The 25,469-nt window shown below is 61.6% G+C and carries 22 protein-coding genes; 5 read left to right on the top strand and 17 right to left on the bottom strand.

Translation table 11 applies throughout. The annotated features are described in order from the left end of the window. The first annotated feature begins 95 nt into the window (after positions 1-95). Both D460_RS32675 and D460_RS0106705 read left to right on the top strand, forming a co-directional pair. Positions 96-1,133, top strand: a complete 1,038-nt coding sequence (locus D460_RS32675; protein WP_245267722.1) for an efflux RND transporter periplasmic adaptor subunit — start codon at positions 96-98, stop codon at positions 1,131-1,133. Further along, a complete protein-coding gene (locus tag D460_RS0106705) occupies positions 1,130-4,276 on the top strand; it encodes a multidrug efflux RND transporter permease subunit (RefSeq protein WP_018897753.1) in 3,147 nt (1,048 codons plus the stop codon). The genes D460_RS32675 and D460_RS0106705 overlap by 4 nt, the downstream gene beginning before the upstream one ends. Positions 4,277-4,329: 53 nt before the next feature. Here D460_RS0106705 and D460_RS32670 read toward each other — a convergent pair whose 3' ends face one another. From D460_RS32670 to D460_RS0106645, 12 genes are all read right to left on the bottom strand, one after another. Next, positions 4,330-5,310 (bottom strand): urea transporter, encoded by a 981-nt coding sequence (locus D460_RS32670; protein WP_018897752.1) that lies wholly within the window; start codon positions 5,308-5,310, stop codon positions 4,330-4,332. A 102-nt stretch (positions 5,311-5,412) separates the two neighbouring features. Beyond that, complete coding sequence (gene ureC, locus D460_RS0106695; protein ID WP_037110906.1) at positions 5,413-7,119, bottom strand: urease subunit alpha; 1,707 nt, start codon at positions 7,117-7,119, stop codon at positions 5,413-5,415. Positions 7,120-7,125: 6 nt separating this feature from the next. Continuing rightward, complete coding sequence (locus D460_RS0106690) at positions 7,126-7,431, bottom strand: urease subunit beta (RefSeq protein ID WP_018897750.1); 306 nt, start codon at positions 7,429-7,431, stop codon at positions 7,126-7,128. Positions 7,432-7,441: 10 nt separating this feature from the next. Beyond that, a complete protein-coding gene (gene ureA / locus D460_RS0106685; protein WP_018897749.1) occupies positions 7,442-7,744 on the bottom strand; it encodes an urease subunit gamma in 303 nt (100 codons plus the stop codon). 24 nt (positions 7,745-7,768) lie between these two features. Continuing rightward, the gene (locus D460_RS0106680; protein ID WP_245267721.1) at positions 7,769-8,527 is read right to left on the bottom strand and encodes an urease accessory protein UreD; all 759 of its coding nucleotides are present in this window, start codon (positions 8,525-8,527) and stop codon (positions 7,769-7,771) included. Positions 8,528-8,696: 169 nt separating this feature from the next. Next, entirely contained in the window at positions 8,697-9,218 is a 522-nt protein-coding gene (locus D460_RS32665; protein ID WP_018897747.1) for a YqhA family protein, read from the bottom strand. Between the two features lie 63 nt (positions 9,219-9,281). Beyond that, positions 9,282-9,995, bottom strand: a complete 714-nt coding sequence (locus D460_RS0106670) for an urease accessory UreF family protein (protein ID WP_245267720.1) — start codon at positions 9,993-9,995, stop codon at positions 9,282-9,284. A 71-nt stretch (positions 9,996-10,066) separates the two neighbouring features. Next, positions 10,067-10,645 carry a HupE/UreJ family protein gene (locus D460_RS0106665; RefSeq protein WP_018897745.1) on the bottom strand — a complete coding sequence of 193 codons (579 nt, stop codon included), beginning with the start codon at positions 10,643-10,645 and terminating at the stop codon, positions 10,067-10,069. Positions 10,646-10,742: 97 nt separating this feature from the next. Continuing rightward, complete coding sequence (locus tag D460_RS0106660) at positions 10,743-12,179, bottom strand: SLC13 family permease (RefSeq protein WP_018897744.1); 1,437 nt, start codon at positions 12,177-12,179, stop codon at positions 10,743-10,745. A 302-nt stretch (positions 12,180-12,481) separates the two neighbouring features. Further along, the gene (locus tag D460_RS0106655) at positions 12,482-13,492 is read right to left on the bottom strand and encodes a hydroxyacid dehydrogenase (RefSeq protein ID WP_018897743.1); all 1,011 of its coding nucleotides are present in this window, start codon (positions 13,490-13,492) and stop codon (positions 12,482-12,484) included. Further along, positions 13,489-15,345 carry a DUF2264 domain-containing protein gene (locus tag D460_RS0106650; protein ID WP_018897742.1) on the bottom strand — a complete coding sequence of 619 codons (1,857 nt, stop codon included), beginning with the start codon at positions 15,343-15,345 and terminating at the stop codon, positions 13,489-13,491. The genes D460_RS0106655 and D460_RS0106650 overlap by 4 nt, the downstream gene beginning before the upstream one ends. Before the next feature lie 5 nt (positions 15,346-15,350). Beyond that, the gene (locus D460_RS0106645) at positions 15,351-16,382 is read right to left on the bottom strand and encodes a LacI family DNA-binding transcriptional regulator (protein WP_018897741.1); all 1,032 of its coding nucleotides are present in this window, start codon (positions 16,380-16,382) and stop codon (positions 15,351-15,353) included. Positions 16,383-16,519: 137 nt separating this feature from the next. Here D460_RS0106645 and D460_RS0106640 point away from each other — a divergent pair, with 137 nt between their 5' ends. Then, positions 16,520-17,803, top strand: coding sequence for an ABC transporter substrate-binding protein (locus tag D460_RS0106640; RefSeq protein ID WP_018897740.1), 1,284 nt, complete (start codon positions 16,520-16,522; stop codon positions 17,801-17,803). Between the two features lie 73 nt (positions 17,804-17,876). Then, positions 17,877-18,521 (top strand): ThuA domain-containing protein, encoded by a 645-nt coding sequence (locus tag D460_RS0106635; protein ID WP_018897739.1) that lies wholly within the window; start codon positions 17,877-17,879, stop codon positions 18,519-18,521. 30 nt (positions 18,522-18,551) lie between these two features. On the opposite strand, the gene D460_RS0106630 is transcribed toward D460_RS0106635, so the two are convergent. After that, positions 18,552-19,436, bottom strand: coding sequence for a LysR substrate-binding domain-containing protein (locus D460_RS0106630; RefSeq protein ID WP_018897738.1), 885 nt, complete (start codon positions 19,434-19,436; stop codon positions 18,552-18,554). Positions 19,437-19,600: 164 nt separating this feature from the next. Here D460_RS0106630 and D460_RS0106625 point away from each other — a divergent pair, with 164 nt between their 5' ends. Then, positions 19,601-20,311: an SDR family oxidoreductase gene (locus D460_RS0106625; protein ID WP_018897737.1), complete on the top strand. Its 711-nt coding sequence runs from the start codon at positions 19,601-19,603 to the stop codon at positions 20,309-20,311. Positions 20,312-20,659: 348 nt separating this feature from the next. Here the strand turns inward: D460_RS0106625 and D460_RS0106620 are convergent, their stop codons facing one another. The 4 genes from D460_RS0106620 to D460_RS0106605 are packed head-to-tail and all read right to left on the bottom strand — an operon-like array spanning position 20,660 to position 25,461. Next, a complete protein-coding gene (locus D460_RS0106620; protein WP_018897736.1) occupies positions 20,660-22,066 on the bottom strand; it encodes an amidohydrolase family protein in 1,407 nt (468 codons plus the stop codon). Positions 22,067-22,090: 24 nt separating this feature from the next. After that, positions 22,091-22,966, bottom strand: coding sequence for an ABC transporter permease (locus D460_RS0106615; RefSeq protein ID WP_018897735.1), 876 nt, complete (start codon positions 22,964-22,966; stop codon positions 22,091-22,093). Next, complete coding sequence (locus D460_RS0106610; protein ID WP_018897734.1) at positions 22,966-23,910, bottom strand: ABC transporter permease; 945 nt, start codon at positions 23,908-23,910, stop codon at positions 22,966-22,968. Before D460_RS0106610 ends, D460_RS0106615 begins: the two co-directional genes overlap by 1 nt. Before the next feature lie 54 nt (positions 23,911-23,964). After that, complete coding sequence (locus tag D460_RS0106605) at positions 23,965-25,461, bottom strand: ABC transporter substrate-binding protein (RefSeq protein WP_018897733.1); 1,497 nt, start codon at positions 25,459-25,461, stop codon at positions 23,965-23,967. Positions 25,462-25,469: the final 8 nt, after the last annotated feature.

Here is a 25,469-nt window from a genome sequence, read left to right as displayed (position 1 = left end):
GGATGGGAATTCCTGGCAGATTTTCTGGTTTCTTTCTCGCCTCGTTCATCGCAGCCTCGCATTCAATAACGGCACAGGCACAGGATGTGCCGAAAGTGGCGACAATCACCGTTGCAGTTGAGGATGTTTCGCCGAAGCACGAATTCGTCGGGCGGGTGGAAGCGCTGAATGCCGTGGACATCCGTTCCCGGATTGACGGCTTCGTCGATCAGAGGCTGTTCGAGGAAGGCGCCGTGGTCGAGGAAGGCCAGGAGCTCTTCAAGATCGACAGCCGGGCGCTTGAGATCGCACTGGCCGATGCCAATGCCAATCTCGCCCGCGCCAAGGCGACACTGCTTGATGCCGAACGCCAGATGGTGCGCAATCAGTCCCTCAACCAGACCGTCGCACGCGCAACAATCGAACAGAGCGAAACTGCGCGCGACACTGCCGCAGCCAACCTGCAATCGGCGGAAGCGGCCGTCAAGCAGGCCGAGCTCAATCTCAGCTACAGCCGCATCGTGGCGCCCCTGAAGGGCCGGATCGGAACCGCTGCTTTTTCCCCCGGCAGCTTCATCACCACCGCCTCACCCGCATTGGCGCGCGTCGTGCAGATGGATCCTGTCAGGGTGGTCTTTTCGGTCAGTGACCGCTCATTGCTCGATCTGCGCGAAGCCGCCGGCAATGTCAGCAAGGACGAGCTGGCCCAGCGCTACCAGACGCGTCTGAGGCTATCCAACGGACAGATCTATTCGCAGAACGCGCCCATCGCCTTCCTGGGAAACGAGGTGGATGAAGGCACCGGAACGCTGGCCGTCCGCTCGGTCTTTCCAAACAGCGACTTCCTGCTGATCCCAGGCCAGTTCGTCACCGTCGTCGTATCCGAGACCGCGCGGAAGGAACGGGCCACGGTTCCGCTGGGGGCAGTGCAGCAGGACCGTGAGGGCAAGTACGTGATGCTGGTCACGCCTGACAAGAAAGCCGAGGAGCGCAGGATCAGCGTCTCCGAGCAGCGAGAGGGCAGCTGGATCGTCGACGACGGGCTGAAGGGCGGTGAAAACGTCATCATCGAGGGGCTTCAGAACGTCACGGAAGGTTCTGCGGTCGAGATCATCGCGGACAAGGATGCGTCCCAGCCGGCGGTGTCAAAATGAACATTTCCGCTCCCTTCATCGGCCGCCCGCGCTTCGCCATGGTGATCGCGGTCGTCATGCTTATCGCCGGCACGGTCGCACTCATGCAAATACCGGTCGCGCAATTCCCGCAGATCACGCCGCCGGAAGTGCAGGTCACCGCCAGTTATCCAGGCGCCAATGCGCAGGTGATGACCGACAGCGTCGGCGCGCCGATCGAAGAGCAGGTCAACGGCGTGGAAGGCATGATGTACATGTCTTCCTCAAGCACCGACAACGGCACATACAGCCTGACCGTAACCTTCGAGGCAGGGACCGATCCGGCAATCGCCCAGGTCAACGTTCAAAACCGGCTCGCCCTGGCAACGCCCCGCCTTCCGGCCGCCGTCACGCAGGCGGGCGTCACGGTGCGCAGCCGCTCGTCCAGCATGCTGCTCGGCCTTGCGCTCTATTCGCCGAAAGGCACGCGCGACGAAGTCTTCATCAGCAATTACGCGACGATCAACATTCGCGACGCCATCTCCCGACTTCCCGGCGTCGGCGAAGCCGCCGTGTTCGGGCCGACCTACAGCATGCGCATCTGGATGATGCCGGATCGCATGGAGGCGCTGGGCGTCACGGCGGCCGACCTCATGACCGTCATCCGAGCCCAGAATGCCCAGGCATCAGCCGGGCAGATCGGCTCGCCTCCGGCGATGACCGGACAGCAGCTGCAGCTCACGGTGACGGCGCGCGGACGGCTCGCAGATGCCGCCGAGTTCGGCGACATCATCGTTCGCAGCAACCGCGATGGCGGCGTTGTCCGCCTGCGCGACGTCGCGCGCGTGGAGCTCGGCGCCCAATCCTATGACACGGCTTCGACGCTGAACGGCCGGCCCAGCGCGACGGTGGTCGTCTATCAGGCATCCGATGCCAACGCGCTTGCGGTATCGAACGCTGTGCTTGGCGAAGTCGAGCGGCTCTCGAAGCAGTTCCCCGATGATGTCGCCTATACGCTGGTCTTCGACACGACCTCGTTCGTGCGCGAGACCATCCGAGAAATCTTCGTGACGCTTGCGATCACCTTTGTCCTTGTCGTGGCCGTCGTCTACGCGTTCCTGCAGGACTGGCGCGCCACCGTCATCCCGACGCTGACCATCCCGGTCTCACTGATCGGCGGCTTCGCCGTTCTCTACGTTCTCGGCTATTCGGCGAACACGATCACGCTCTTCGCCGTGATCCTGGCGATCAGCCTCGTGGTCGACGACGCTATCATTGTCGTGGAAAACGCCCAGCGACTGATGAGCGAAAAGGCGATGGATATACGAGCCGCGACGCTCGCCACCATGCAGCAGGTCACCGGACCGATCGTCGCGACCACCCTGGTTCTCGCGGCACTCTTCGTCCCGGTGGCTTTCCTGGCCGGGATCACCGGCGAACTCTACCGCCAATTTGCCGTCACCATCCTCGTGACCGTGGTCTTTTCGACCATCAACGCACTCACACTGAGCCCCGCGCTCTGCGTGCTCATCCTGAGGCCGGCACCTGAACGCAAGACGGGTCTTTTCGGCCGGATGAACAACGGCCTTGAGGCATCCCGCCGCTTCTACCTCAGCATGTTTATGATGTTTGCCCGGCGTCTCGTGCTGGCCGGCGTGCTGTTTGTCGCCGTTATCGGCGGCATTTACGGCTTCTACCGCGTTCTCCCCACCGGCTTCGTGCCGGCCGAGGACCAGGGATACCTGTTCATGAACGTACAGCTTCCGAACGCCGCCTCGCTGGAGAGAACGCAACAGACGATCGCGCAAGTCAGCGCTCTCCTGCAGCAGACTCCCGGGATCGCCAATACGATCGGCATCGCTGGCGTCAGCATGGTGGGCGGTGGTGGCTCGAACAGCGGCATGATCATTTCCGCGCTGGAGCCATGGAGCGAGCGCCCCGCCGACCAGAGCGCCTTCGCGCTCATCGCCAAGCTGCGCCCGCAACTAGCCGCCATCTCAACAGCATCGATCGTACCCTTCAACCCGCCCGCGATCCCCGGGCTCGGCACCACGGGCGGCTTCGATTTCCGCCTCCAGGCACGCGCCGGCCAAAGCCAGCAGGCGCTGGCCGAGGTCATGCGCGACCTGATCATCCAGGCAAACCGAACACCCGGCCTCGCCGGCGTGTTCAGCACCTTCTCCGCCGACGTGCCACAGGTCTATCTCGATATCGACCGAAAACGGGCCGACCTCTACGGCGTCTCGCCGGCGGCGATCTTCAGCACATTGCAGGCGCATCTCGGATCGGCCTATGTCGACGACTTCAACATCTTCTCGCGGGTGTATCAGGTGCGGCTGCAGGACGAGCCAAGCTATCGCCAGCGCATCGACGACATTCAGCGGCTCAGGGTGCGCAGCCAGTCGGGCGCGCTCGTTCCGCTGCAGAGCATGATCTCCATTCAGACGATCTATGGGCCGAGCTCGGTCAACCGGTACAATCTCTTCTCATCGGCAGCGATCAACGGCCAAGCCGCGGCCGGCACCAGCTCAGGTCAGGCGCTCACGATCATGGGCAACCTCGCCAATGAGACCATGCCTGACGGGTTCGGCTTCGAATGGACCGGGCTTGCGCTTCAGGAACAGCAATCCGGCAATGAGACTGTGATCATCCTGATCGCCGGCATCGTCTTCACCTATCTCTTCCTCGTCGCGCAATATGAAAGCTGGAGCGTGCCTGTTGCCGTCATGCTGTCGGTCGCGGTCGCGGTGGTCGGCGCGCTGGGCGCGCTCGTCATCGGCGGGATTGATCTCAACATCTACGCCCAGATCGGCATGCTGTTGCTGATTGGCCTTGCGGCCAAGAATGCGATCCTGATCGTCGAGTTCGCCAAGGAACGCCGCGAGGAGGGGATGAGCACGCTGGACGCAGCCTCCGAGGCGACATCCCAGCGGTTCAGGCCCGTGCTGATGACCGCGCTCGCCTCGATCTTGGGTGTCGTGCCGCTGGTGGTCGCAACAGGCGCCGGAGCGGGCAGCCGTCAGGCGATCGGCGCTACCGTTCTTGGCGGCCTGCTTCTCGGCACGGTTCTTGGGCTTGTCGTGATCCCGGTTCTTTACCTAGTCGTTCAGAGTCTCCGAGAAACACTCAAGCAACGGCTATTCGGCGTCGAGCCCGACCCGGTCACCAACGTCGCCGCGGAATAGATACTTTCACCGGCCCTGTCCTGCCTGGCCCGACTTTCCCTAGGCGCCGTGGGCTACTCCGCGGATGCCGGCTCGAGCGCTTTGAACGCGCCCTGCCCCAAAAGCATCAGCCAGGTCACCAGCACGAAGGTGGACGTCAGGACCGGCATTGCGATCGGTGTGAGGAAAATCGCGACGGACGCCCAGAGCCAACTGGAGATGACGGCGCCGAAGACCGCATAAATCAGGCTGCGCCAATTAAAGGCGAGGAAGACACCACATAGCGCCATGGCCGTCAGCGCGGAGTTATAGCCGAAGAGACCATCGCGAACCGCGCCCTCCGGACCGCCATAGACGGCCGCCACCAGCGTGCCGACCACAGCACCGAGCAGCCCCATCGCGGCGCTGATGCGGGAATTCAGGGCGATGGCGGCTATGATGAGGTAGCCCGAAATCCAGTTATCCTGGAAGAATATCTGCCCGATCGAGGTCCCTATCCCCTCGTACCAGGTCGCAAAGACATAGGGCACCGTATCGGAAAACTGTTCGGGCGATACCGGCTTTGCCATCGGCCCCGCATCGATAGCGTCGAACTTCAGCACCGCGAACAGAAACAGCCATCCGACGAGAACGAAAGGCATCGTCAGAGGTGCGGTCTTGTATGGCGCCAGAACCGCGCCCATGCTGGCGAAGGCCATAGTGGTGAAAGCGGCGGCGCAGACGAGATAGACGACCATGGCGACCGACGGGATGGCGCCCGTGCGAAAGTTCTCGCTGGTGAAGGCGACGAGCGCCAAGCCCACCAGCGCACCGTTGAAGCCATATAACCCATCGCGCATCACGGCCCTGTCTGCCTTCAGAACAAGTGCGGTGGCGGTACTGGCGATGACGCCGAGCACGCAGATCGCGGCATAGATCCATGAGTTCCAAGCGAGCGCCGCGAGGATCACCAGCCCCGAAAGCGGATTGTTCTGGAAGACGACCTGGCCCACGCCGCGCAGTGACCAATCCACGAAGAACAAGGATGGATGATCACGGAAACGATCCAAATTCATTGATCTCTGCTCCTTCGGCTCGGCCCGGAAGAGACAGCGTGCCTCGTTCCCGCGGCGTGTTGGTCCGGCCCGGGCGCGACCTCACGCCCGAGCTTTCCTCGTCTAGAAGAGGAAGTATCGCTGCGACATTGGCAATACATCCGCCGGCTCGCAGGTGATCAGCTGGCCATCGACCCGCACATTGTAGTTTTGCGGATCGACCTCCAGTTTCGGCGTCAGATTGTTGTGCACCATGTCCTTCTTGCGCACCGTCCGCGTGCCTTTCACGGCCGCAAGCTGCTTGGAGAGCTTCAGCTTTTCCCCGATACCGTCGTCGAGTGCGGCCTGCGAGACGAAGGTGACGCCGGTCGAACCCAGCGCTCTTCCGAGCACGCCGTACATCGGGCGATAGTGCACCGGCTGCGGCGTCGAGATCGACGCGTTGGGATCACCCATCGGAGCGATCGCGATCATGCCGCCGATCAGGACCAGCTGCGGCTTGATGCCGAAGAATGCCGGTTTCCAGAGCACGAGATCGGCGCGCTTGCCGACCTGGATCGAGCCGATCTGATCGGCGAACCCATGCGTCAGCGCCGGGTTGATCGTATATTTGGCGACATAGCGTTTTACGCGGAAATTGTCGTTGCGCCCGCTATCCTCGGGCAGCGGACCGCGCTGCACCTTCATCTTGTGCGCCGTCTGCCAGCACCGCAGCGTCGTCTCGCCGATACGACCCATCGCCTGAGAGTCCGACGACATCATCGAAAACACGCCGAGATCGTGGAGAATGTCTTCGGCCGCGATCGTCTCGCGCCGAATGCGCGATTCCGCGAAAGCGACGTCCTCCGGGATTTGCGGGCTCAGGTGGTGGCAGACCATCAGCATGTCGAGATGCTCGTCCACCGTATTGATCGTATAGGGCCTTGTCGGGTTGGTGGACGACGGCAGCACATTCTCCTCGCCCGCCGCAGTGATGATGTCAGGCGCATGGCCGCCGCCGGCGCCCTCGGTGTGGAAGCTGTGGATCGTGCGCCCCTTCATGGCCGCGAAGGTGTCGCGCACGAAGCCGCTCTCATTCAGCGTATCGCTGTGAAGAGCCACCTGCACGTCCATCTCGTCGGCAACCGTCAGGCAATTGTCGATCGCCGCCGGCGTCGTGCCCCAGTCCTCGTGAAGCTTCAGCCCGACAACACCGGCGCGCACCTGTTCGCGCAACGGATCGGGCAGGCTGATATTGCCCTTTCCAAGCAACCCGACATTGATCGGCAGCGCTTCCGCCGCCTCAAGCATGCGGTGGATCGCCCAGGGGCCCGCTGTCACCGTGGTCGCAAGCGTGCCGACCGTCGGTCCGGCGCCACCGCCAACGAGCGTGGTCGTGCCGCTCGCCAATGCCTCGTCCGCCTGCTGCGGGGCGATGAAATGGATGTGCGTGTCGATCCCGCCCGCGGTGAGGATCTTGCCTTCGCCCGCGATCACATCCGTCGCGCCGCCAACGACGATGTTGACGCCCGGCTGGATATCCGGATTGCCGGACTTGCCGATCCCGGAAATCCGTCCATTCTTGATGCCGACATCGGCTTTGATGATGCCCCAGTGGTCGATGATGATGACATTGGTGATGACGACGTCGGCGACCTCGGCGTAGGGGCGCTGCCCCTGCCCCATGCCGTCGCGGATCACCTTGCCGCCTCCGAAGGTCACCTCTTCGCCGTAAACCGTGCGGTCTTCCTCGATCTCGATGACGAGCTCGGTATCGGCCAGCCGAAGCCTGTCGCCCTTGGTCGGGCCGTAGAGATCAGCATAGGTCTGCCTTGTGATCGTTGCCATCATAGCCTCCTACAGCTTGCCCATGACCTTGGCGTTGAACCCGTAAACCTCACGCTTGCCGTCGAGCGCCACGAGCTCCACCGTTCGCTCCTGGCCAGGCTCGAAGCGAACCGCCGTGCCGGCCGGAATGTTGAGCCGAAAGCCGCGCGTGGGCCCGCGGTCGAACAGCAAAACCTCGTTGGTCTCGTAGAAATGGTAGTGAGAGCCGACCTGGATCGGTCGGTCGCCGGAATTGGCGACATCGACCTTCAAGGTCTGCCTGCCCGCATTGATGTCGATCGAGCCACTCTCGATGAAATATTCGCCGGGGATCATGATAGCCTCCTCAGGGAATTGGGTTGTGGACGGTCACGAGCTTCGTGCCGTCAGGAAAGGTTGCTTCCACCTGGATGTCGTGGATCATCTCGGGCACGCCCTCCATGACCTCCTCGCGGGTCAGCAGCGTTGCGCCATAAGACATGAGGTCCGCCACTGTCCGCCCCTCGCGGGCGCCCTCCAGCAGGGCGGCCGAGATGTAGGCTATGACCTCAGGATAGTTCAGCTTCAGACCCTTCGCCCTGCGCCGCTCCGCGACCAATCCGGCTGTAAAGATCAGGAGCTTGTCTCTTTCACGCGGTAGCAGTTCCATGAGCTAGCCTCCTTGTTTTGCTGTTCACGTTGCCCAGATGCGCGGAGCGACGGCCTTCTTCATCAGGCCGCGTTCGCGAAGAATGCTCCAAGCTTGCAGAAAAAGTGCCTTGCCCTCGGACATCCGGCTTCCGAGATAGCGGCAGACGATCACGCGCTCGAGCTGGCTGGCCGAGAACACGCCGCGCGCCTGCTCGCCGAGCTCGTCGCGTATATGCTGAACGGTGTTTTCCAGCGCCGGCCCTGCATAGACCATGGTTCCGACAATAGGCTTTCCGCCGAAGAACACCGGCGCGTCCAGAACCTCCGGCGCGCGCGAAAACGCCATTCGCTCAAACCAGATCAGCTCATCCTTGCGAAAGATCTCGACCCGCTGGGCAAGCCGGCCGCTTGCGAAGCCCTCGCCCGCGGCGGGGCGGCCAAGGCTGACGAAATCCCAGCCGACATAGGCCGCGTCCTCGCCCAGCGTCACGCGCGTACTGATCGAGGCATCCGCGCCTTCGAAAAGGATCGTCTCCTGCGGGAGATTCTCGCAGACCGCACCGGCGCCGACATCGATCCGTATGCGCTGCGTACTCGTGCCGATTTCGCTGCGGTAGAATTTCGTCGCACCAGGCGTCGTCAGAACGCAGCGCGCCTCAGGCGCAAGGCCGCAGGTTATGTTGAGAACATCGCCGCCTGCCACACCGCCTGGCGGATGCAGGATGTAAACGTGAGCCGAGCCATCGTCCTCTGGGTGGAAGGCGCGCTGCACAGCCAGCGGCCCGACGTGGCGCCGGCGCATCAGGCGCGTCTTCCCGTGGGAGTTCGCAAACCACAAATCTAGCTCGGCATGCCAACCATCGGCCATCGGCGATAAACCCTTTCCCAATCCGGCCTCGCGGCCCCTGCTGCCACCTTGTTACCTCGACGTTTCATGTGCTGCTCAACCCCGGGCGTGAAGCAAAGCGCTTTCACGCCTGATCGCTTGATCTCTGTTTCTCGCTTCTCTCGTGTCGTGTCCCCTCCGAAAGATGGTGCGAACTGGCGGTCAACTTCATGGCTCCCGCCAAAAGTAGCGCCGATACCGGAAGCACGAGCGCCTCCCACTGCGGAGGCGTCTGCATTTCGCCCACCTGGGCCGCGAAGTGCACGACCAGGTAGAGAATGATCATCTGGAAGAAGAGGTTCTTCAGTTCCGCGACGGTATCGATGATCATCCACTGCGGTAGTCTCGATCGCTGTTCCGGCGGAATATCGAGGGCAAAGCCAAGCGCGATACCGCAGCCGACCACCATCAACACGATGCCGAGGAGGATCTTGTCGGTAGCGCGCAGGACCGAGACGATGACCGACATATCCGGATTGAGCCGGGTCATCCGGAAGGTTTCCACCAGCATCAAGATCGCCTCCCAGAACATCAGGAAGGCACCGAACAGCACACCCGCGGCAGCAAGTATGAGAATGGACCGGAGGCCGCGGAACAACGAAATCAATGCACTCATCCCCCTTGGATCAATTCGACGGCGTCGGCGCGGCACGTTTTGCCCAGCCAGCACCTAGGAACGAAACAGCCGGCTGTACTGCGTTTCATGCCATGCGCTTGCCATCGCCATTGCCGGCGCCGCATTGCCGATCTCGTCGTCACCAATCGTCTCTGCCGTGCGCGCCGCCCGCTCGATGACGTCAGCCGCCGCGATCAGAAGGCGCTGGCCGGCTGTATGTCCCAGCGGCACGAGCCGGATGGCGGCCGATACCTGCCCTTCCACCGCACTCCACAGCAGCCCGCGCAAGGCATCTGCCGGCGCGATCTTCCAATGCGCGGCCGCGAGGGCAAAGACCGCCGGGTAGGTCAGCTTCCTGCCGCTGAAGGTCTTGGCGGAGGCGACGCCGAGATCGCTAAGGACCGTCAGCATCGATGCGCCCATCTGCCTGTCCTCCAGCTCCACCTCCTTGCTTTCGCGCGCGGCCGACAGCCATGCATCGGCTTTCAGGAAGGCCGCGCGATCATCCGCTTCGAGCGCATGCATCATGCGCAGGAATAGCGCCGCATCGCAGACGGCGTAGCTGTGTTCGATCAGCCTGAAGATCCAGTCGCGGGCTGTCGCCTCGTCGCGAACGGTCCGATCGTGGACCGCCCATTCGAGGCCACGAGAATAGGCGAACGCACCAACCGGCTGGCTTGGACTGACCAGCCGCAGCAACTGAAGCGGCAAGCCGCCCGATGTTGGTTGGCCCAATGTTGGTTGGCCCAATGTTGGTTGGAACGTCACATCCATCTCCCGAAACGATCGCCCGCGGCCGGACCACCCACCGACCCCAGGGCTTCAAATGCCTATGCCCTTCAGCTCGCCAGCAGCAGAACGCCGCCAAGCGCCGTGGCTCCGCCGGCGATCCGTAAGGCCGCTGTGCCTCGCGTCAGGCGACCGGCCGCGATGCCCATTCCCATACCCACGGCATGCAGGAATGCCGTTGCCAGCACAAAGCCCACGCCGAAGGACAAGGCGTTTGCACCCGCCATCTCGGCGCCATGCGCATGCCCGTGAAAGAATGCGAAGCCGCCGACAATGGCCGCAACCAGGGTGGGCGACGCCGGTCTGGCAACTGCGACCAACAGACCGATGACAACGGCCGAGGCAAGAATGACCGGCTCGACGAAAGGCAGGTGCATACCCGCAAGTGCCGACAAAAAGCCGAGGATCATCACACTGACGAAGGCCGCGGGGATGGCGAACCGCGCGCGGCTCCCGAGCATGACCGCTGCCAGGCCGACTGCGACCATGGCGAGAACGTGATCCGGTCCCGTAAGAGGATGCAGGAAGCCGGAGACGAAGGACCCATGGTCACCGGGGCCAACATGCGCGAGTGCCGGCGTACTCGCCATAAGCAGCGGCGCGAGGATCAAGAGATGCATCTTCTTCATGGCACGAATCTCCCTAAGGTTGGTCGAACAGGAACGATTGACATCCAGTCTTTCAGGCACTCCATCGAACTCATGCTGACACTGCGCTCGGGCCTGCTCAGAAAGAGCCGAACATCGACCCAAGCACGAAGACCGCGACAAGCGAGATGATGACGCCGACGATCACGGTCATCACCATGTCCAAATAGCTTCCCGAGTGCGTCTGCTTGCTGATCTGCAGGAGTAGAAGCACCGTCCCATTGTGCGGCAAAGCATCGAGCGTACCCGCGCTGATCGTCGTCAGGCGGTGCATGAGCGCAGGATCGATACCGTGTTCGGCCGCAAGCTTCATATATTCGGCGCCAAGTGCGTTGAGCGCGATCGCCATGCCGCCGGACGCCGTACCCGTTAGCGCCGCCAGTGCGTTCATCGCCACGACCAGCGACACGAGCGGGCCGCCAGGCATCTGCAAGACAGCATCGCGCACGACATTGAAAGCCGGCATTGCCGCCACCACCGCGCCGAAGCCGACGAGGCTGGCAACGGTCATGATCGGCAAGACGGCCGAGTTGGCACCCGCGTCGAGACTTTCGCGCAGTGCACCCAGCCGCCCGTAGTTCAATCCGATCACAGTGACGATCGCCGCGGCGAGCGCGATCAGAACGGCCCAGACGCCGATCGTCGAGGTGATATTGATGCCAAGTGCTGCTTCGGCGCCGGAGAAGTCGATCCGGGGCAATACGACAAGCGCCATCAGGAAGTTGACACCGATGACAACGATCAGCGGCAGCACCGCGAAGAGGAAGGACGGCCCCTGGTCGCTCTTCTTGCCGTGGGTGAGTTCGCTCGGGTCGAAGTCACCCGAGGTCGTTGCCTGTTCGCGGACTTTTTCGCTGATGACGACAGGCGTTTCGTCCTCCGTGTAACCCTCGTTGGCGGCGCGCGCCCTGGCTTCGATGTGTGCCAGCCACCACATCCCGAACGCGAAGGTGATGATCGAGGCGATGATGCCGAGGCCGGGCGCAGCGAAGGTCGTCGTGCCGAAGTAGGGCATCGGTATCGCGTTGTTCGTCGAGGGCGTGCCGGGCATCGCCGACATGGTGAACGTGAAAGCGCCGAGGCCGATCGCCGCTGGCATCAATCTTGCCGGAATGTTCGCTGCGCGAAACATTTCGCGCGCCATGGGTACGAGCACGAAGAAGGCGACGAACACGCTGACGCCACCATAGGTAACGACGGCGGAGGCGAGCACCACGGAGAGCATGGTTCGCTTCACGCCCAGCCGCTCTGTCAGGAAACGGGCGATCGACGTGATGGAGCCGCTGTCATCCATCATCTTGCCGAAGATGCCGCCGAGCAGGAACATCGGGAACCACTGCGTGACAAACCGCGCCGTGCCGCCCATGAACGTCGAGGTCCAATGCGGAAGCAGTGGCTGGCCTGAGGCCGCGGCAACGATCAGGGCTGCCGCAGGCGCCAGGAGCAGCACGCTCCATCCGCGATAGGCGAACCACATCAGCAAACCGAGCCCAAGCAGAATTCCGAACAGCCCCATGGATCCGCCTCTCAATCCAGCCAGATAAGCGGAGATGTTATGCGATCCATAGCCTTTCGCCCGTCTTGGTGCAGCTATGATGCGCGTCACAACTCACGGCCTTACCCGGTTTTCATGAACCACCCCTGCGGACGTGTCGACCGCTCACGCGCGCAAAGCCATGAGGCGGAGCAAGAAATGGACACCGTGCTCACTCCTGGGATTTCTCGCTCAGCGGAGTGTCCGCTACAGCCCCACCATCAGCAGCTCCGTATCGCCGCCGCCTTGACGCGCTGGGAACCGGCCTTTGGCCCTACACGACCTCAAGCCATTTTATCGAGGTCGGCCAGCGTGATCGCGTATTGCAGTGGTTGACCGCTCAAGTATCGCTCTATCTCATCGACCGCCATTTCACCCAATCTCGTCCGCTCAAGGCCGATGGCGCCTGCGATATGGGGGGTCAGGAAAACGTTCGGCAGATCATAAAAGGCGGATGCTGGCTCCGGTATCTCGGGGTCGGTCACGTCTATGATCGCATCGATCCGGCCGGTCGAAAGCGTGGCGAGAAGTGCTGCTTCATCGATGATGGCACCGCGTGCCGTATTGATGAGCGTGGCGCCGTCCTTCATCATCGCCAACCTTTGAGCGTTGATCATATGATGTGTCGATGGAAGCGAAGGCGCGTGCAGCGAGACGATATCGGCACTACGCATCAGCGTATCCAGATCAGCCTTTTCAGCGCCCAACGCCGCACACTCCCATGCGCTCAATGTCGGGTCAAAAAGGATGACCTTGAAGTTGAAAGGCTTCAGCAACTCGATCACGCGCCGGCCGATGCGCGACGCGCCGATGATGCCGACCGTACGGCCGTAGTTTCCGATCGAAAGCCGCTGCATCGGATGGGTGCGATCGCGGTTACGGTCCGCGACGTAAGTGTCGCGAAACCGGAAAACCTGCTTGCCGGCGAAGAGGATGGCGGCAAGCGTGAATTCGGCAACCGGGATCGCGTTCGCCTCGGCCGCATGGCTGACGGCGATGCCTGCGCGAAATATGTCTTCGTCGATGAGGCCCTTCACCGTTCCCGCCGCATGGGCGATCATCTTGAGCCCTCCGGCTGCCGAAAGCACGTCGCGGCCGACATAGGGGGCGCCCCATCCGGTGATGAGGATTTCCGTTTCGGGCAAAAGTCGCCTGGCGCGTTCGTCGGCGAAGGTCTGCATAGGTTCCCGGTCGAGCAAGAGGCCCAGACTTTCCAGCCGGTCGAGAAGGCGATCGGGGAGAACGTGCTCCGTCCGCCCCGGGTGCATGGCAAGCGCGATACCCGGTCGGTTCATGCCATCTGCCCCGGGGCTTCGATGGCGCTGACGGTGATGCCGTCCCTGGCTATGCGGGCCTCCAGCTCGGAGATATCAGGTGCTGCCGGAGGCCTGGTCCATGCACCAGAGACCGCGGCCGGATCATCGAGCGCGAGCACGGCCGTGACGAGCACGGTCTCACCGGCCGGGATTTCGCCGCGCAGTTGAGGGATCAGCGTCTTGGCGACGATCAGGTTGGTATTCGGCAGAGCTTTCTGCGTCAGGCCGGCTCGCTTCACCGCAGAACCCAGATCGACAATGCCGGAGAAGTCGGCAGCGCCGATGACGTGGGCACTCCCCTCCTCTGCTCCAAGCACATCGAGATCGAAGTCTCGCTTGGCGATCGCAAAGCCGCCTTCGGCCGTTTGCAGCGGGCGCGGCGAATTGATGCGGTGGACGCGGATGTGCCAGGGCGCTGCGGGGATCAGCCAGGTTTCGACGGAAACATCCTTGAATGGCGACCATCTTGAATAGAGCATGTCGCCGGCGAGCTTCGCCTCGGCGTTCGTCTCGCGCACGCGGTAGTGCAGTCCATCGTCGCTGAAGGCGAGCGCGGAATCGAAGGCACCGCCGGCGAAACTCCGTTCATCGGCCTCGACGCTGAAGCCATAGCGTGCCGAATAGGCGAACTTCGCGTATTTCTCCGTGCCGAAGCGCATCTGGAGATTTTCTTGTCCCGATGACAGGGCCACCACATCGCCACCGGCGCGCATCAGGACCATGCCGGGATGGCGCTGCGGCGAGACGCTTTCGCTTGGTGCAGGCGCTTTCTCCTTCGCTGTCCAGAAGGGATGGTCATCCGCGATCGCGAGCGGCAGAAAGGCCTTGAACGCCCAATAGGGCGATCCCGCCGAGTTGTAGCTTTCCGACATCAACAGGTTCGGATAACCGAAGCCGATCGACAGGATGCCGTCGCGATTGGTCATCGGCTTGTCCTTCCACCAGCGCAGATGCTGCAGGCAGAGATGCTTGATCTCGCCCCAGGGCAGCGCCTCCAGGTCGGCAAATGCGAGCGCCGACCAGAAGCCGGCGCAGGCGAAGCGATAGGTGAGGCTGCGGCCGAAGGGGATAGTCGCGCCATCGGGCGCAAACCAGTTGCGGAAATCCTTGGCAAACAGCACGGCGCGCTCGCGGTAGCGTTTCGCGTAGTCGTCATCGACAAGCTTGGAATAGATCAGCCCATAGAAATGCATGGCGAAGGGGATGTAGTGGTCGATGCGGCGCACATTGCCGTCACGATACCAGCCATCACCGATATAGAAGCCCTCAAGCTCCTCGAGATATTGCCTCGTCAGGCTGCGGTCGAACTCGGCGCCGACGCGATCAAGGACAATGTCGACGAAGATGCGGAAAAACTTCCAGTTATTGTCCGCATAATCAAACTGTCGCGCATGCTTGAGATAGGCGATGACATTGGCCCGCGCCTTGTCGCTCAGAGGCTCCCAGATCTTTTCGGGGACTAGCGCCAGCGCGAAACCGAGCGCCGCGAGCTCGACCATTCGCTGGTCGCGCCCGTTGACCGCGCCCCAATATTCCGGGTGGTCGGGATCCGTGCCGTTCGCCAGACCGTCTGCAAAACGCTGCCAGTGGGCAAAGTCGCCTTTTCCCGCTCCAAGCGGAGCCAGGCCCCAAAGCGGACGAGCAAACCCTTCTAGGTCCGCGGCCGCGCGATCAAAATGTGCGCCGGCACCATCCAGGCGAACGCGTGCATTGCCCTTTGAAAAATAGGGAAGCAACGGATCGAAGAGGTCGAGGAGCGCGCGGCTCATGTGCTCGCGCGTCTCCAGCGGATTGCCTGCTAACGGATTGGCGCTGGCCGGATCATAGGTCATCTCTATCACTCATCGGTTTTCGGCATTGGTACGGTGCCGCCCACAACGGGGACGACCGCATGGCATACGTGACGGGCCGGCGCTGACCGATCATGGAACCTGTCGATCATCAGGCCGATGGCCTCGCGGCCGAGAGCGCCCCGATCGACGCGCATGGTGGAGAGCGGCGGATTGGTCATCAAGGCGCAGGGCAGATCGTCGAAGCCGACGATCGCGAAGTCTTCCGGCACACGAAGGCCCGCCTCGGTGACGGCCTCCAGAACACCGACGGCAATGAAGTCGTTCATGCAGAAAGCGGCAGTGAAGCCTGCGTTTTCATCCAGGATGGCGGCCATCAATTCGTGGGCTTCCCGGCTGGCGCTGCCTTGGAAACTCATCGGAACCATCCTGCTCGCGGCTCCCTCCACCGAGGCGATCGCCGCGTCAAAGCCCCTGACGCGTTCGCGGATGGTGTGGCGATGCGAGCCGGTGAAATGCAGGATCTTGCGATGTCCCGCCGCAAGCAACCGTTCGCCGGCCTGGAGGGCACCGAAGAAGTTGGCGGGAGAGACACCGTCGAGGCGAAGCTGCGGATCAGTGCCATTGACGAGAACGACCGGGATCTTCTCCGCCTCGATCCACTGTCGTAGTGCGGGATTGGGATCGATACCGACCAGGAACAGGCCTTCCGCGTTGGTGGCCTTCATCTGGTCGCGAACGACATCAGGCATGGCGCGATCCTCACGCACCAGCCTGACTTCGAAGGACATTCCCGCGTCCGCCGCGCCCGCCCGCAAGCCTTCCACGATCGTTTCGTAAAAGACGCTCAGCCCGCCGGTCGCACCGTCGCTGGCGATCAATGCGAGTCCGCCCGGCATCGGCTCGGAAGACCCCTTCGTCTGGTAGCCATGCTCGGCCGCGACCCGCAAGATGTGCTGCCGAACACTTTCGCTAATGCCGGGCTCATTCGCCAGCACACGCGACACGGTTGATACGGAGACGCCTGCGGCGGCGGCAATGTCGGCCTGACGCGGCCGCTTTGATTTAATCTCGCTCATAAACGCAGAGTTATGCAAATTACGCAAATTTGCAACAGAAAGATATTTTATTGCAAACGGAAATTTTTTGCGTAATCTTCCCGCCACATGCCCAAAAGGCGTTGGAGGACGCCGGGCAGACAACCGGAGGAATCAGCATGCAGATCAATCGACGTTCATTTCTGATGGGCTCCGCCGGCGTGGCGAGCGGCCTTGCACTCGGCGCCGGCATGCCGGCCTTCGCGGCGGACACACAGCTGCGCGCCATGTGGTGGGGCTCGAACGATCGGGCAAAGCGCACGCTCGATGTCGCCCGGCTTTATCAAGGCAAGACGCCAGGCGTGTCGATCATAGGAGAATCCCTCAGCGGGGACGGATACTGGACCAAGCTCGCGACACAGATGGCCGGCCGCTCGATCGCGGATGTGTTTCAGCTCGAGCCAGGAACGATCTCCGACTACTCCAAGCGCGGCGCCTGCCTGCCGCTCGATGAATTCGTACCCTCGACATTGAAGGTCGACGCCTTCGGCAAGGACATACTGAAACTGACGACCGTCGACGGAAAGCTTTACGGCGTGGGTCTTGGCCTCAATTCCTTCGCGCTCTTCTTCGATCAGACGGCATTCGAGACGGCAGGCATCCCCTTGCCCACGCCTGATCTCACCTGGGACGAATACGCCAAGCTGGCGGTCGAGCTCACAAAGGCCGTCGGCAAGAACAATTACGCGGGCGGCCCCTACGGCGCGCGCTACACCTATGTGTTCGACGCCTGGCTGCGGCAGCGCGGCAAGAGCCTCTACAAGGACGCGGCGCTTGGCTTTGACGCCGAGGACGCCAAGGAGTGGTACAGCTTCTGGGAGGACCTGCGGAAGAAGGGCGGCACCGTCGCCGCCGATGTGCAGACACTGGACCAGAACACGATCGACACCAATTGCCTGGCGCTCGGCAAGTCGGCAATGGGCATGGCCTATTCCAACCAGCTCGTCGGCTACCAGCTCCTCTCGAAGAACAAGCTCGCCATCACCATGCTGCCCCGCGAGAAGAAAGGCGGCCCATCAGGCCACTACTATCGCCCTGCTCTCATCTGGAGCGTCGGCGCGACGACGAAGAACGGCGAAGCCGCCGCACAGTTCATCAGCTTCTTCGTCAACGACCCGGAGGCTGGCAAGATCCTCGGTGTCGAACGCGGCGTGCCGCTGTCGCCGGCCGTCCGCGAGGCGATTTTGCCGAACCTGAACCCGACGGAGCAGGATACCGTGAAATACGTGAACCTGCTCAAGGATCAGGTGGGCGACTACCCGGCACCCGCGCCTTTGGGATCGACCGAGTTCGACCAGCGCGTCCTGCGCCCGATCGCCGACGAACTGGCGTTTGAGCGCACGACGCCCGCCGAAGCGGCGGCGCGGCTGGTCGAAGAAGGGAAAGCCACGATCCGCAGCTGAGATCGTGCAAATTTCTGGACCGCCGGCGCGCCATGGCCCCGGCGGTTCAGCGCATCAGAGATAAGGGAAGATCATGAGCAAGGCGATCATCGTTTGGGGCGGCTGGAAGGGTCATGAGCCGGAGCAATGCGCTCACATCGTCGCCGGCCTTCTCACCGAAGACGGCTTCCAGACCGAAGTAACCAACGATCTCGGCATCTTCGGCTCGCCTCAGCTTGCTCAAGCCGATATTCTCGTGCCTGTGATCACGGGCGAAAGGCTCGAAAAGGCCCATGCCGACGCGCTCGTGGAAGCCGTACGCGGAGGACTTGGGCTTGGCGGCCATCATGGCTCGCTCGCGACCTCATTCAAGGAAAGCGCGCCGTTCCGCTATGTCTCCGGCGTCACCTGGGTCGCCCACCCCGGCAACATCATCGATTTTCACGTCGCGGTTACCCGCCCGGAAGACCCGGTGATGCAGGAAATACCGGATTTCGACTATCGGTCCGAGCAATATTACCTGCACTACGACCCCTCGATCGAAATCCTCGCGACCACCACCTTCAACGGCGAACACGACCCGGCTGCTAGCAACGTCACCATGCCGGTCGTCTTCAAACGCCAATTTGGCGCCGGCCGCGTCTTCTATTCCGCCCTCGGCCACATCGCCGCCGAATTCGCTCATCCCCATATGCGGCTGATACTGCAGCGCGGCTTGAACTGGGCCGCCCGCCGATAGCCCTGTAAGCGGATTTCAAGTAATGCATATCTACCGTCGGAGCGCTTGAGAGAAATAGTCGACCAATGCTCTGACACGCCTTGAAGGCCGTCTACCTGCGGGGTGTACGGCGTAGAGATTGCTTTCAGCCAAAGCAAAGTCATCGAGAACCGGCTCGAGGCGATTGGCAGCAAGGTCGTCCATGATGTCGAGACTGGATTTAAGGACAATGCCCGCCCCCTTTACCGCCCAGTCGCGCAGCACTGCGCCGTCATTTGACGTTCTGTCGCCCTCGACGCGGACGCTGAACTGGCGGCCGTCTTCCTGAAAGTGCCAATGCGCCTTCAGCGCCTCAGGCTCCGCAAGCACCATGCAATTATGGCGTGAGAGGTCACGGGGATGCTTGGGTCGGCCCATCTGTTCCCAATAGGAGGGCGCCGCGCAGACATGGCGTTTACCGTGAAGCAGAAGTCGTGCCGTCAAACGCGAGTCACGAAGCTGTCCGATCCGAAAGCCGAGATCATAGCCGCTTTCCACAAGATCGATCACCGCATCGCTGAGCGTCAACGCAATCCTGACGCCCGTATGGAGCTTCATGAACTCGTCGACCAGTGGCGCTATTCGGCTGCGCCCGAGATCGCTGGTTGCCGTTACTCGAATGTCTCCCTGGAGCGCACCGTGGTCGGCGACGCCATCCATGGCCTCCTCCAGGTCCGAGAGAATTCGCCTGCAATCAAGAAGGAAGCGCTCTCCCTCATGCGTCAGCGACAGGCGACGGGTGGTCCTGACCACCAGTCTGGCGCCAACGCGTTCCTCCAGCCTTTGCAGCCCAAGAGTGACGGTTGAAGCCGACAGGGCCTGTGCGCGCGCCGCCGCGGAGAGACTGCCGTGATCGGCGATCATCACAAACAGGCGAAGCAGATCAAAACGGTCCATTTTTCGATTTTCAAGAAGAGTGAATTGAAAACTCAGAGATTATCATTTCTAGCAATAACGATAAAAGGGCACAACAGGTGCGGTGTCGCGGTTCAAGCTTGAAGGTGATTGCATCGAGACCACCTCACCTCCTCGGGCATTCACGCTAAGAAAGGACGTTTCGCATGAGCTTACAAAATCAGCGCATTCTCGTCGTCGGTGGCAGTTCCGGCATCGGATTTGGGGCAGCGGAAGCGGCGGCGCATGCCGGGGCGACGGTGACGATCGCCTCGCGCTCGAAACAGAAAGTCGATGCCGCCATCGAACGGCTGGGTCACGGCGCCGAGGGATATGTCCTAGACACCACGGACGAGCATGGAATCGAGACTTTCTTTGCCGACCGGCAGCCCTTCGATCACATCGTCATTTCCGCAGCGAGCACGAAGGTCGCGGCCATCCGCGAATTGCCGCTGGCCGACGCCTATGCATCAATGAACTCGAAATTCTGGGGCGCCTATCGAATTGCGCGCGCGGCAAAGATCAACAGGGGCGGCTCGCTCACCTTCGTATCCGGTTTCCTGTCGATAAGGCCGAAGAAGGGGGCGGCGATCCAGGGCGCGATCAATGCTGGGCTCGAGGGGCTGACGCGCGGCCTGGCGCTGGAATTCGCGCCTGTCCGCGTCAACTGTGTCTCCCCCGGCCTCGTGATGACGGAAATGTATGACGGGCTTGCCGGCGATGCGCGCGGCCAGATGTTCGAGGGCGCTGCCGAACGCCTGCCCGCAGGCCTGGTTGGAATCCCTCAACATCTTGCGATACAGATCTTGGCCTTCATGACGAACCCGTTCATCACAGGCAGCACCGTCTATGTCGATGGCGGGGGCGCCATCGGCTGATCAGAGCCTTTCCTGGTTAGATTGAAGCATTCTGCCGGAGCAGGTTTTCGTCAGGGCAAAGGCGATTGGCGAAGGGCATACCTCGGGTACGGTCGAGCCGATCGCCTTTGATCCTGGCGGAAAGATGCCCGGCCCTAGCTGGTTTGCGAAGCAAACCACCGGGGTTGGCTGAAACGGGCCGCCTGATCGTCCGGCCATCCGACTCCGTTTGAGCCAACAGAATGCTGCAATCTAACCAGGAAAGGCTCTAGGAGAGAGGATAGCCCTTTCCAGTGCTATCGCTCCGAACGGGAACCATCCGTGCGCGAGACTCCGGCAGCGTCTACCGCCGGAGCCTCCGTGAACGCGTTACGCAGGAATGAATTCGGCCATACCAGCGCGTTCCAGAACCGAAATCGCGCGCTCGCGCAGCTCGACTGCCGCTCGTTGCGCGGCCGCGTCCTGGACCAGCCTGCCATCCTTCTTCGCGAGCTTGCCCGCGACATAGACGGTATCGACGTTCGAAGGATTGGCGAACGAGACAACCGCGTCAACGGGGTCAATGGCCGGCGCAAGATTGAACCCTGTGCGCTTTATGAGCGTGATATCCGCCTGCTTGCCCGGCGTCAGCGAGCCGATGCGGTGATCGAGGCCGAAGGCTTTGGCATTGCCCATGGTTGCCCATTCCAATGCATCATAGGTGCTTGGCGTGATCCGCGCAGGGCGCTCCATTCCGCGAAAGACGGCATTGGTCGCCGCCGGCGGCTCCTTATCGAGCTTCTTGGACTTCTCGATATTATTGAACAATCGCTGCAGGACCATGCTCCAGCGCATCACTTCCATCATGTCGGCAGCGCTGCTGGACTCTGAGTCATTGCCGATCGAGGGCATACCGCCCAGTTCCTTCACACGCCGGATCAGAGGCTCCTTCCAGCCGCCATTGACCTCGGTCTGCGATGTCGCGGTGACGGAGCACCCCGTCTCGATCAAGAGCTTCAGCTCCTCATCGCTCATGCTGTTGGCATGGACGACGTTGTGTTTCTCGGTCAAAAGCCCTTTTTCCTTGAGCGTGAAATAGCCGCCGGCAAGTTTGCCCGGTTTTCCGGACACATGCGCGCTCGACCAGAGATCCAGTTCGGTCGCCAGAGTGAAGTCCTGCGTGCAGATGTCGAGCGGCGAATAATCCGGCCCGAGGATGCCAAGTGCAAGCATCACCTTGCCATCATTGGACCCGAAACGTTTGCGCAAGCGGACAGCCTCGTCGCGCGGATGCGGGATTTGCGAGAAATGCTTCTCGCCTTCGCGCGGCAGTGTCTTGATCGACCCATGAATGAAAAGGCTGCGAATATCGGAATTCTGCAGCCCTTCGATGGCGGCGTCGCTGTGTTCAGGCGTCCGATTGCCGTGGCACCATTCATAGACCGTTGTCGTGCCGCCGTTGAGGAGATTGAGCGCGCCGAAATACTCGGCGATCTTGATGTCATCAGGCGTGTAGACCGGCACGATATCGGTCTGCATGTGGAGATGGTGTTCGATGCCCGTCCAGTTCACGCCAAAGCCACGGATCGTCGTCTGCCACATATGAATATGCGCATTGATGAGGCCGGGGATGACGATCATGTCGGATCCATCGACGATCTCGGCATCATCGGCCTGGATGTTGGGACCGACGGCAGAAATGGTATCGCCTTCAAACAGCAGATCCCCCTTGGGCAGGATGCCAAGGCTACGGTCCATGGTGACGATCGTGGCGCCGCGAATAAGTGTTTTGGTCATGGGGTCTTCCTTAAAATCCCTGCATCAGGCGTCACGCGGGTCGAGCGCATCGCGCAACCCGTCGCCCAGAAGATTGAAACCGAGAACGGTGAGGCAGATGGCGGCGCCTGGAAAGATCGACATCCAAGGGGCCTGGTTCATGAAATTCTTGGCGGTATTCAGCATCGATCCCCATGACGGGTTCGGCGGCTGTTGCCCGATACCGAGGAACGACAGGCTGGCCTCGGCGATAATGGCTGTCGCGATCGTGATGCTTGCCTGGACGACGATCGGCGGCAGTGCGTTGGGCAGGATATAGCGCCAGAGGATCCACCGGTGCGGCAGGCCGATTGCCCGCCCACCTTCGACATAGTCCTCCGTCTTGACCGACAGGACCTGACCGCGGGTGAGGCGAATGAAGATCGGCATCGATGCGATGCCAATCGCGATCATGGCGTTTGTCAGGCTCGGCCCCAGAAACGCCGCCAGAGTGATGGCGAGAACCAGCGACGGGATGGCCAACAGCGCATCGGTAAACCGCGACACGATCATGTCGATCCACCCGCCGAAATAGCCCGCGACGAGCCCAAGCGGTATGCCGGTCACGAGAGCGACAATCACCGAGACGACGCCAGCCGAGAGCGACACACGGGCACCATAGAGAATACGGGTCAGGATGTCCCGCCCGGCCTCGTCGGTCCCCAGCCAGTAGATGGCCGAGGGCGCCTTGCGAATAGCGCGGTAGTTCGGCGTGAATGGATCATGCGGCGAAATATACGGCGCCAGGATCGCAACGAGCGCAAAGACACCGACGATAACCGCGCCCAATACCGCCCCACGGTTGGACAGGAACTTGGAGACGGAGCGCGGCAGGACCCTGCGCCTCGTTGCAGGATGGGAGGCGAGAGCAACATTTGCCATCAGGCATACCTCAGTCTAGGCGTGATCAGGATATAGACCACGTCTGCAATCAGGTTCAGAAGGATGAATGCGACGGCCGAGCACAGGACCACGCCCTGAACGACAGCATAGTCGCGGGTGAACACCGCATCGACGATCAGCTTTCCGAAGCCGGGTATCGTGAAAATCTGCTCCGTCAGTACGGCGCCGGCGAGAAGCTCGCCGAACAAGAGGGTCACCATCGTCACGATCGGCGTCAGCGCATTGCGCAATGCGTGCTTGAACACCACGCTGTTGGCGCGCAATCCCTTTGCTCTTGCGGTTCGGATATAGTCCGACCGCAGCACGCCCAGCATCGCCGATCGCGTGTGACGCATCAGATAGGCTGCGACCGGCGTCGACAGGACGAAGGCGGGCATTAGGACCGACTGAAAGAACAGAAGCGGGCTGTCGAAGATGCTGACCATGCCCGAGGACGGCAGGAGCCCAAGCTGCACGGAGATCACCATGATCATGATGATACCCAGCCAGAAATGCGGTATCGACATGCCCGTGAGCCCGATCATGCCGGTGATATAGTCGAGCGCCTTGCCTCGTTTCACCGCCGAGAGAATGCCGGCAGGAACGCCGAACAGCACTGCAAACAGCATCGCCGTCAACGACAGCTGGAACGTTACCGGCAGCTTTTGAGAAATCAGTTCTCCAACGGGCACCTCTGTTCGCAACGACATGCCCAGATCGCCGTGCAGGATCTGCCAAAGCCATCGGCCATATTGGACAGGCAATGGATCGTTGAGGTGGAACTTCTCGCGAAGTTGCTCGAGAACGACCGGATCGCGCTCCTCACCGGCAAACATCAAGGCGGGGTCTCCGGGCAGGAGCTTCTGCATCGAGAAGATCAAGACGGAGACCAAAAGGAGGGTTGGCACGGCAATGACAAGCCGGCGAACAATGATATTGATCATGATGCGTCCTTCAGGCGTGGCCGCGCGCGCGGCCCGCCTTTTCCTGGCTGATCGTCAGTTGGCTTTTTGTACGCCCGCCAGACGGATCATACCGTCGGGATAGGCCTTGAAACCGGTCAGCTTCGCATTGATGCCGTATGACCAGGGCTGATAGTAAAGGAAGACCGACGGCACTTCGTCCTGCATGACCTGCTGGAATTCATCGTAGAACTGCTTGCGCTTGACGAGATCGTTGGTCTGTCGCGCTGCCTGCAGGGTTCGATCGATCTCCGGATTGCAGATACCGCTATCGTTCAGCCCGGCCTTGCACATGACATACTGGCTGATATTGCCATCGGGATCGACGCGCCCGGCCCAGCCGCCCTGCCCCGCCTGGAAGTTGCCTTCCTTCATCGCCGCCTGCATGGCCGCGAACTCGGACGCTCTCAGCGTGACATCGAACCCGGCCTCACCGGTCATCGCCTGGATAAGCTCGAACACCTGTTGCGACGTCGTGTTGTTGCCATATGTCAGTTCGACCGGCACCCGGTCATAGCCGGCAGCCTTGATCAGCGCCTTTGCCTTTTCGACGTCCCGCTTGAAGTCGAACTTGGCATCGTAGGCAAAGCTCGCAGGGGCAAAGGGTTGGACGGCGGGCGTCAATGCACCGGCGCCCACAACCTCGTTGATCACGTCGCGGTCGATCGCCAGGTTGAAGGCCTGCCGTAGCCGCTTGTCTTTTGCCAGCGGGCTATCCTTTGCACCGGCGCCATGCGCAACGTTGATCTGGATTGCCTGGTAGCCAAGGCCCGGCGTGGAAACAAGCTTCACCTTGGGGTCATTCTTGACCTCTTCGAAATCCGTCGGCGCAACACGCTCGATGATGTCGAAGCCGCCGGATCTCAGGTTTGCGAGACGAACCGTCGCGTCCGGGATCGGCTGGAAAATCACTCGGTCGAAATGATAATTGTCCTTGTCCCAATAGTCGGCGAATTTCTCCAGGACGACACGGTCATTTTGAACCCGCTCGGCGAATTTGAATGGTCCCGAGCAGACCGGCGCCTTGGCGAAATCCGCTTTGGCGAAGGCGGTCGGCGACAGCATGATGCCACCCTGGCTGGTCATCTGCGACAAGAGCGTACTGTCGGGTGCCTTGAGATGAAAGACGACGGTCGTCGCATCAGGGGCATCGACGCTTGCGATCGACGCAAGCTCGCTGCGCCGCAAGCTACCCTCGGCCGTCAGCGACCGTTCGATATTGGCCTTGACCGCCGCTGCGTTGAAATCGGTTCCGTCCTGAAACTTGACGTTCGGGCGCAACGTCATCGTCAGCATCTTCTCGCCATCGCTCCAGTCCCACTTGGTTGCGAGGCGCGGCACGTATTCGAGCTTCTCATTCACGTCGATCAGGGTATCGCACATCGAGGTGGAAATGATCTTGCCGACGAATGTGCGCGACCGCATCGGGTCGAGGATATCGACATCGTCCTGAAGACCAATCCTCAGATCGGCAGCCAGCGACGAGCCGGCCGCAACCAAGGAGATCGCAGCGGTCAGAATAAGCTTCTTCATATGTTCCC

The organism is Rhizobium sp. 2MFCol3.1 (assembly GCF_000377565.1).
GTDB lineage: Bacteria > Pseudomonadota > Alphaproteobacteria > Rhizobiales > Rhizobiaceae > Rhizobium.
This window is presented reverse-complemented; position numbering and strand designations above follow the sequence as displayed.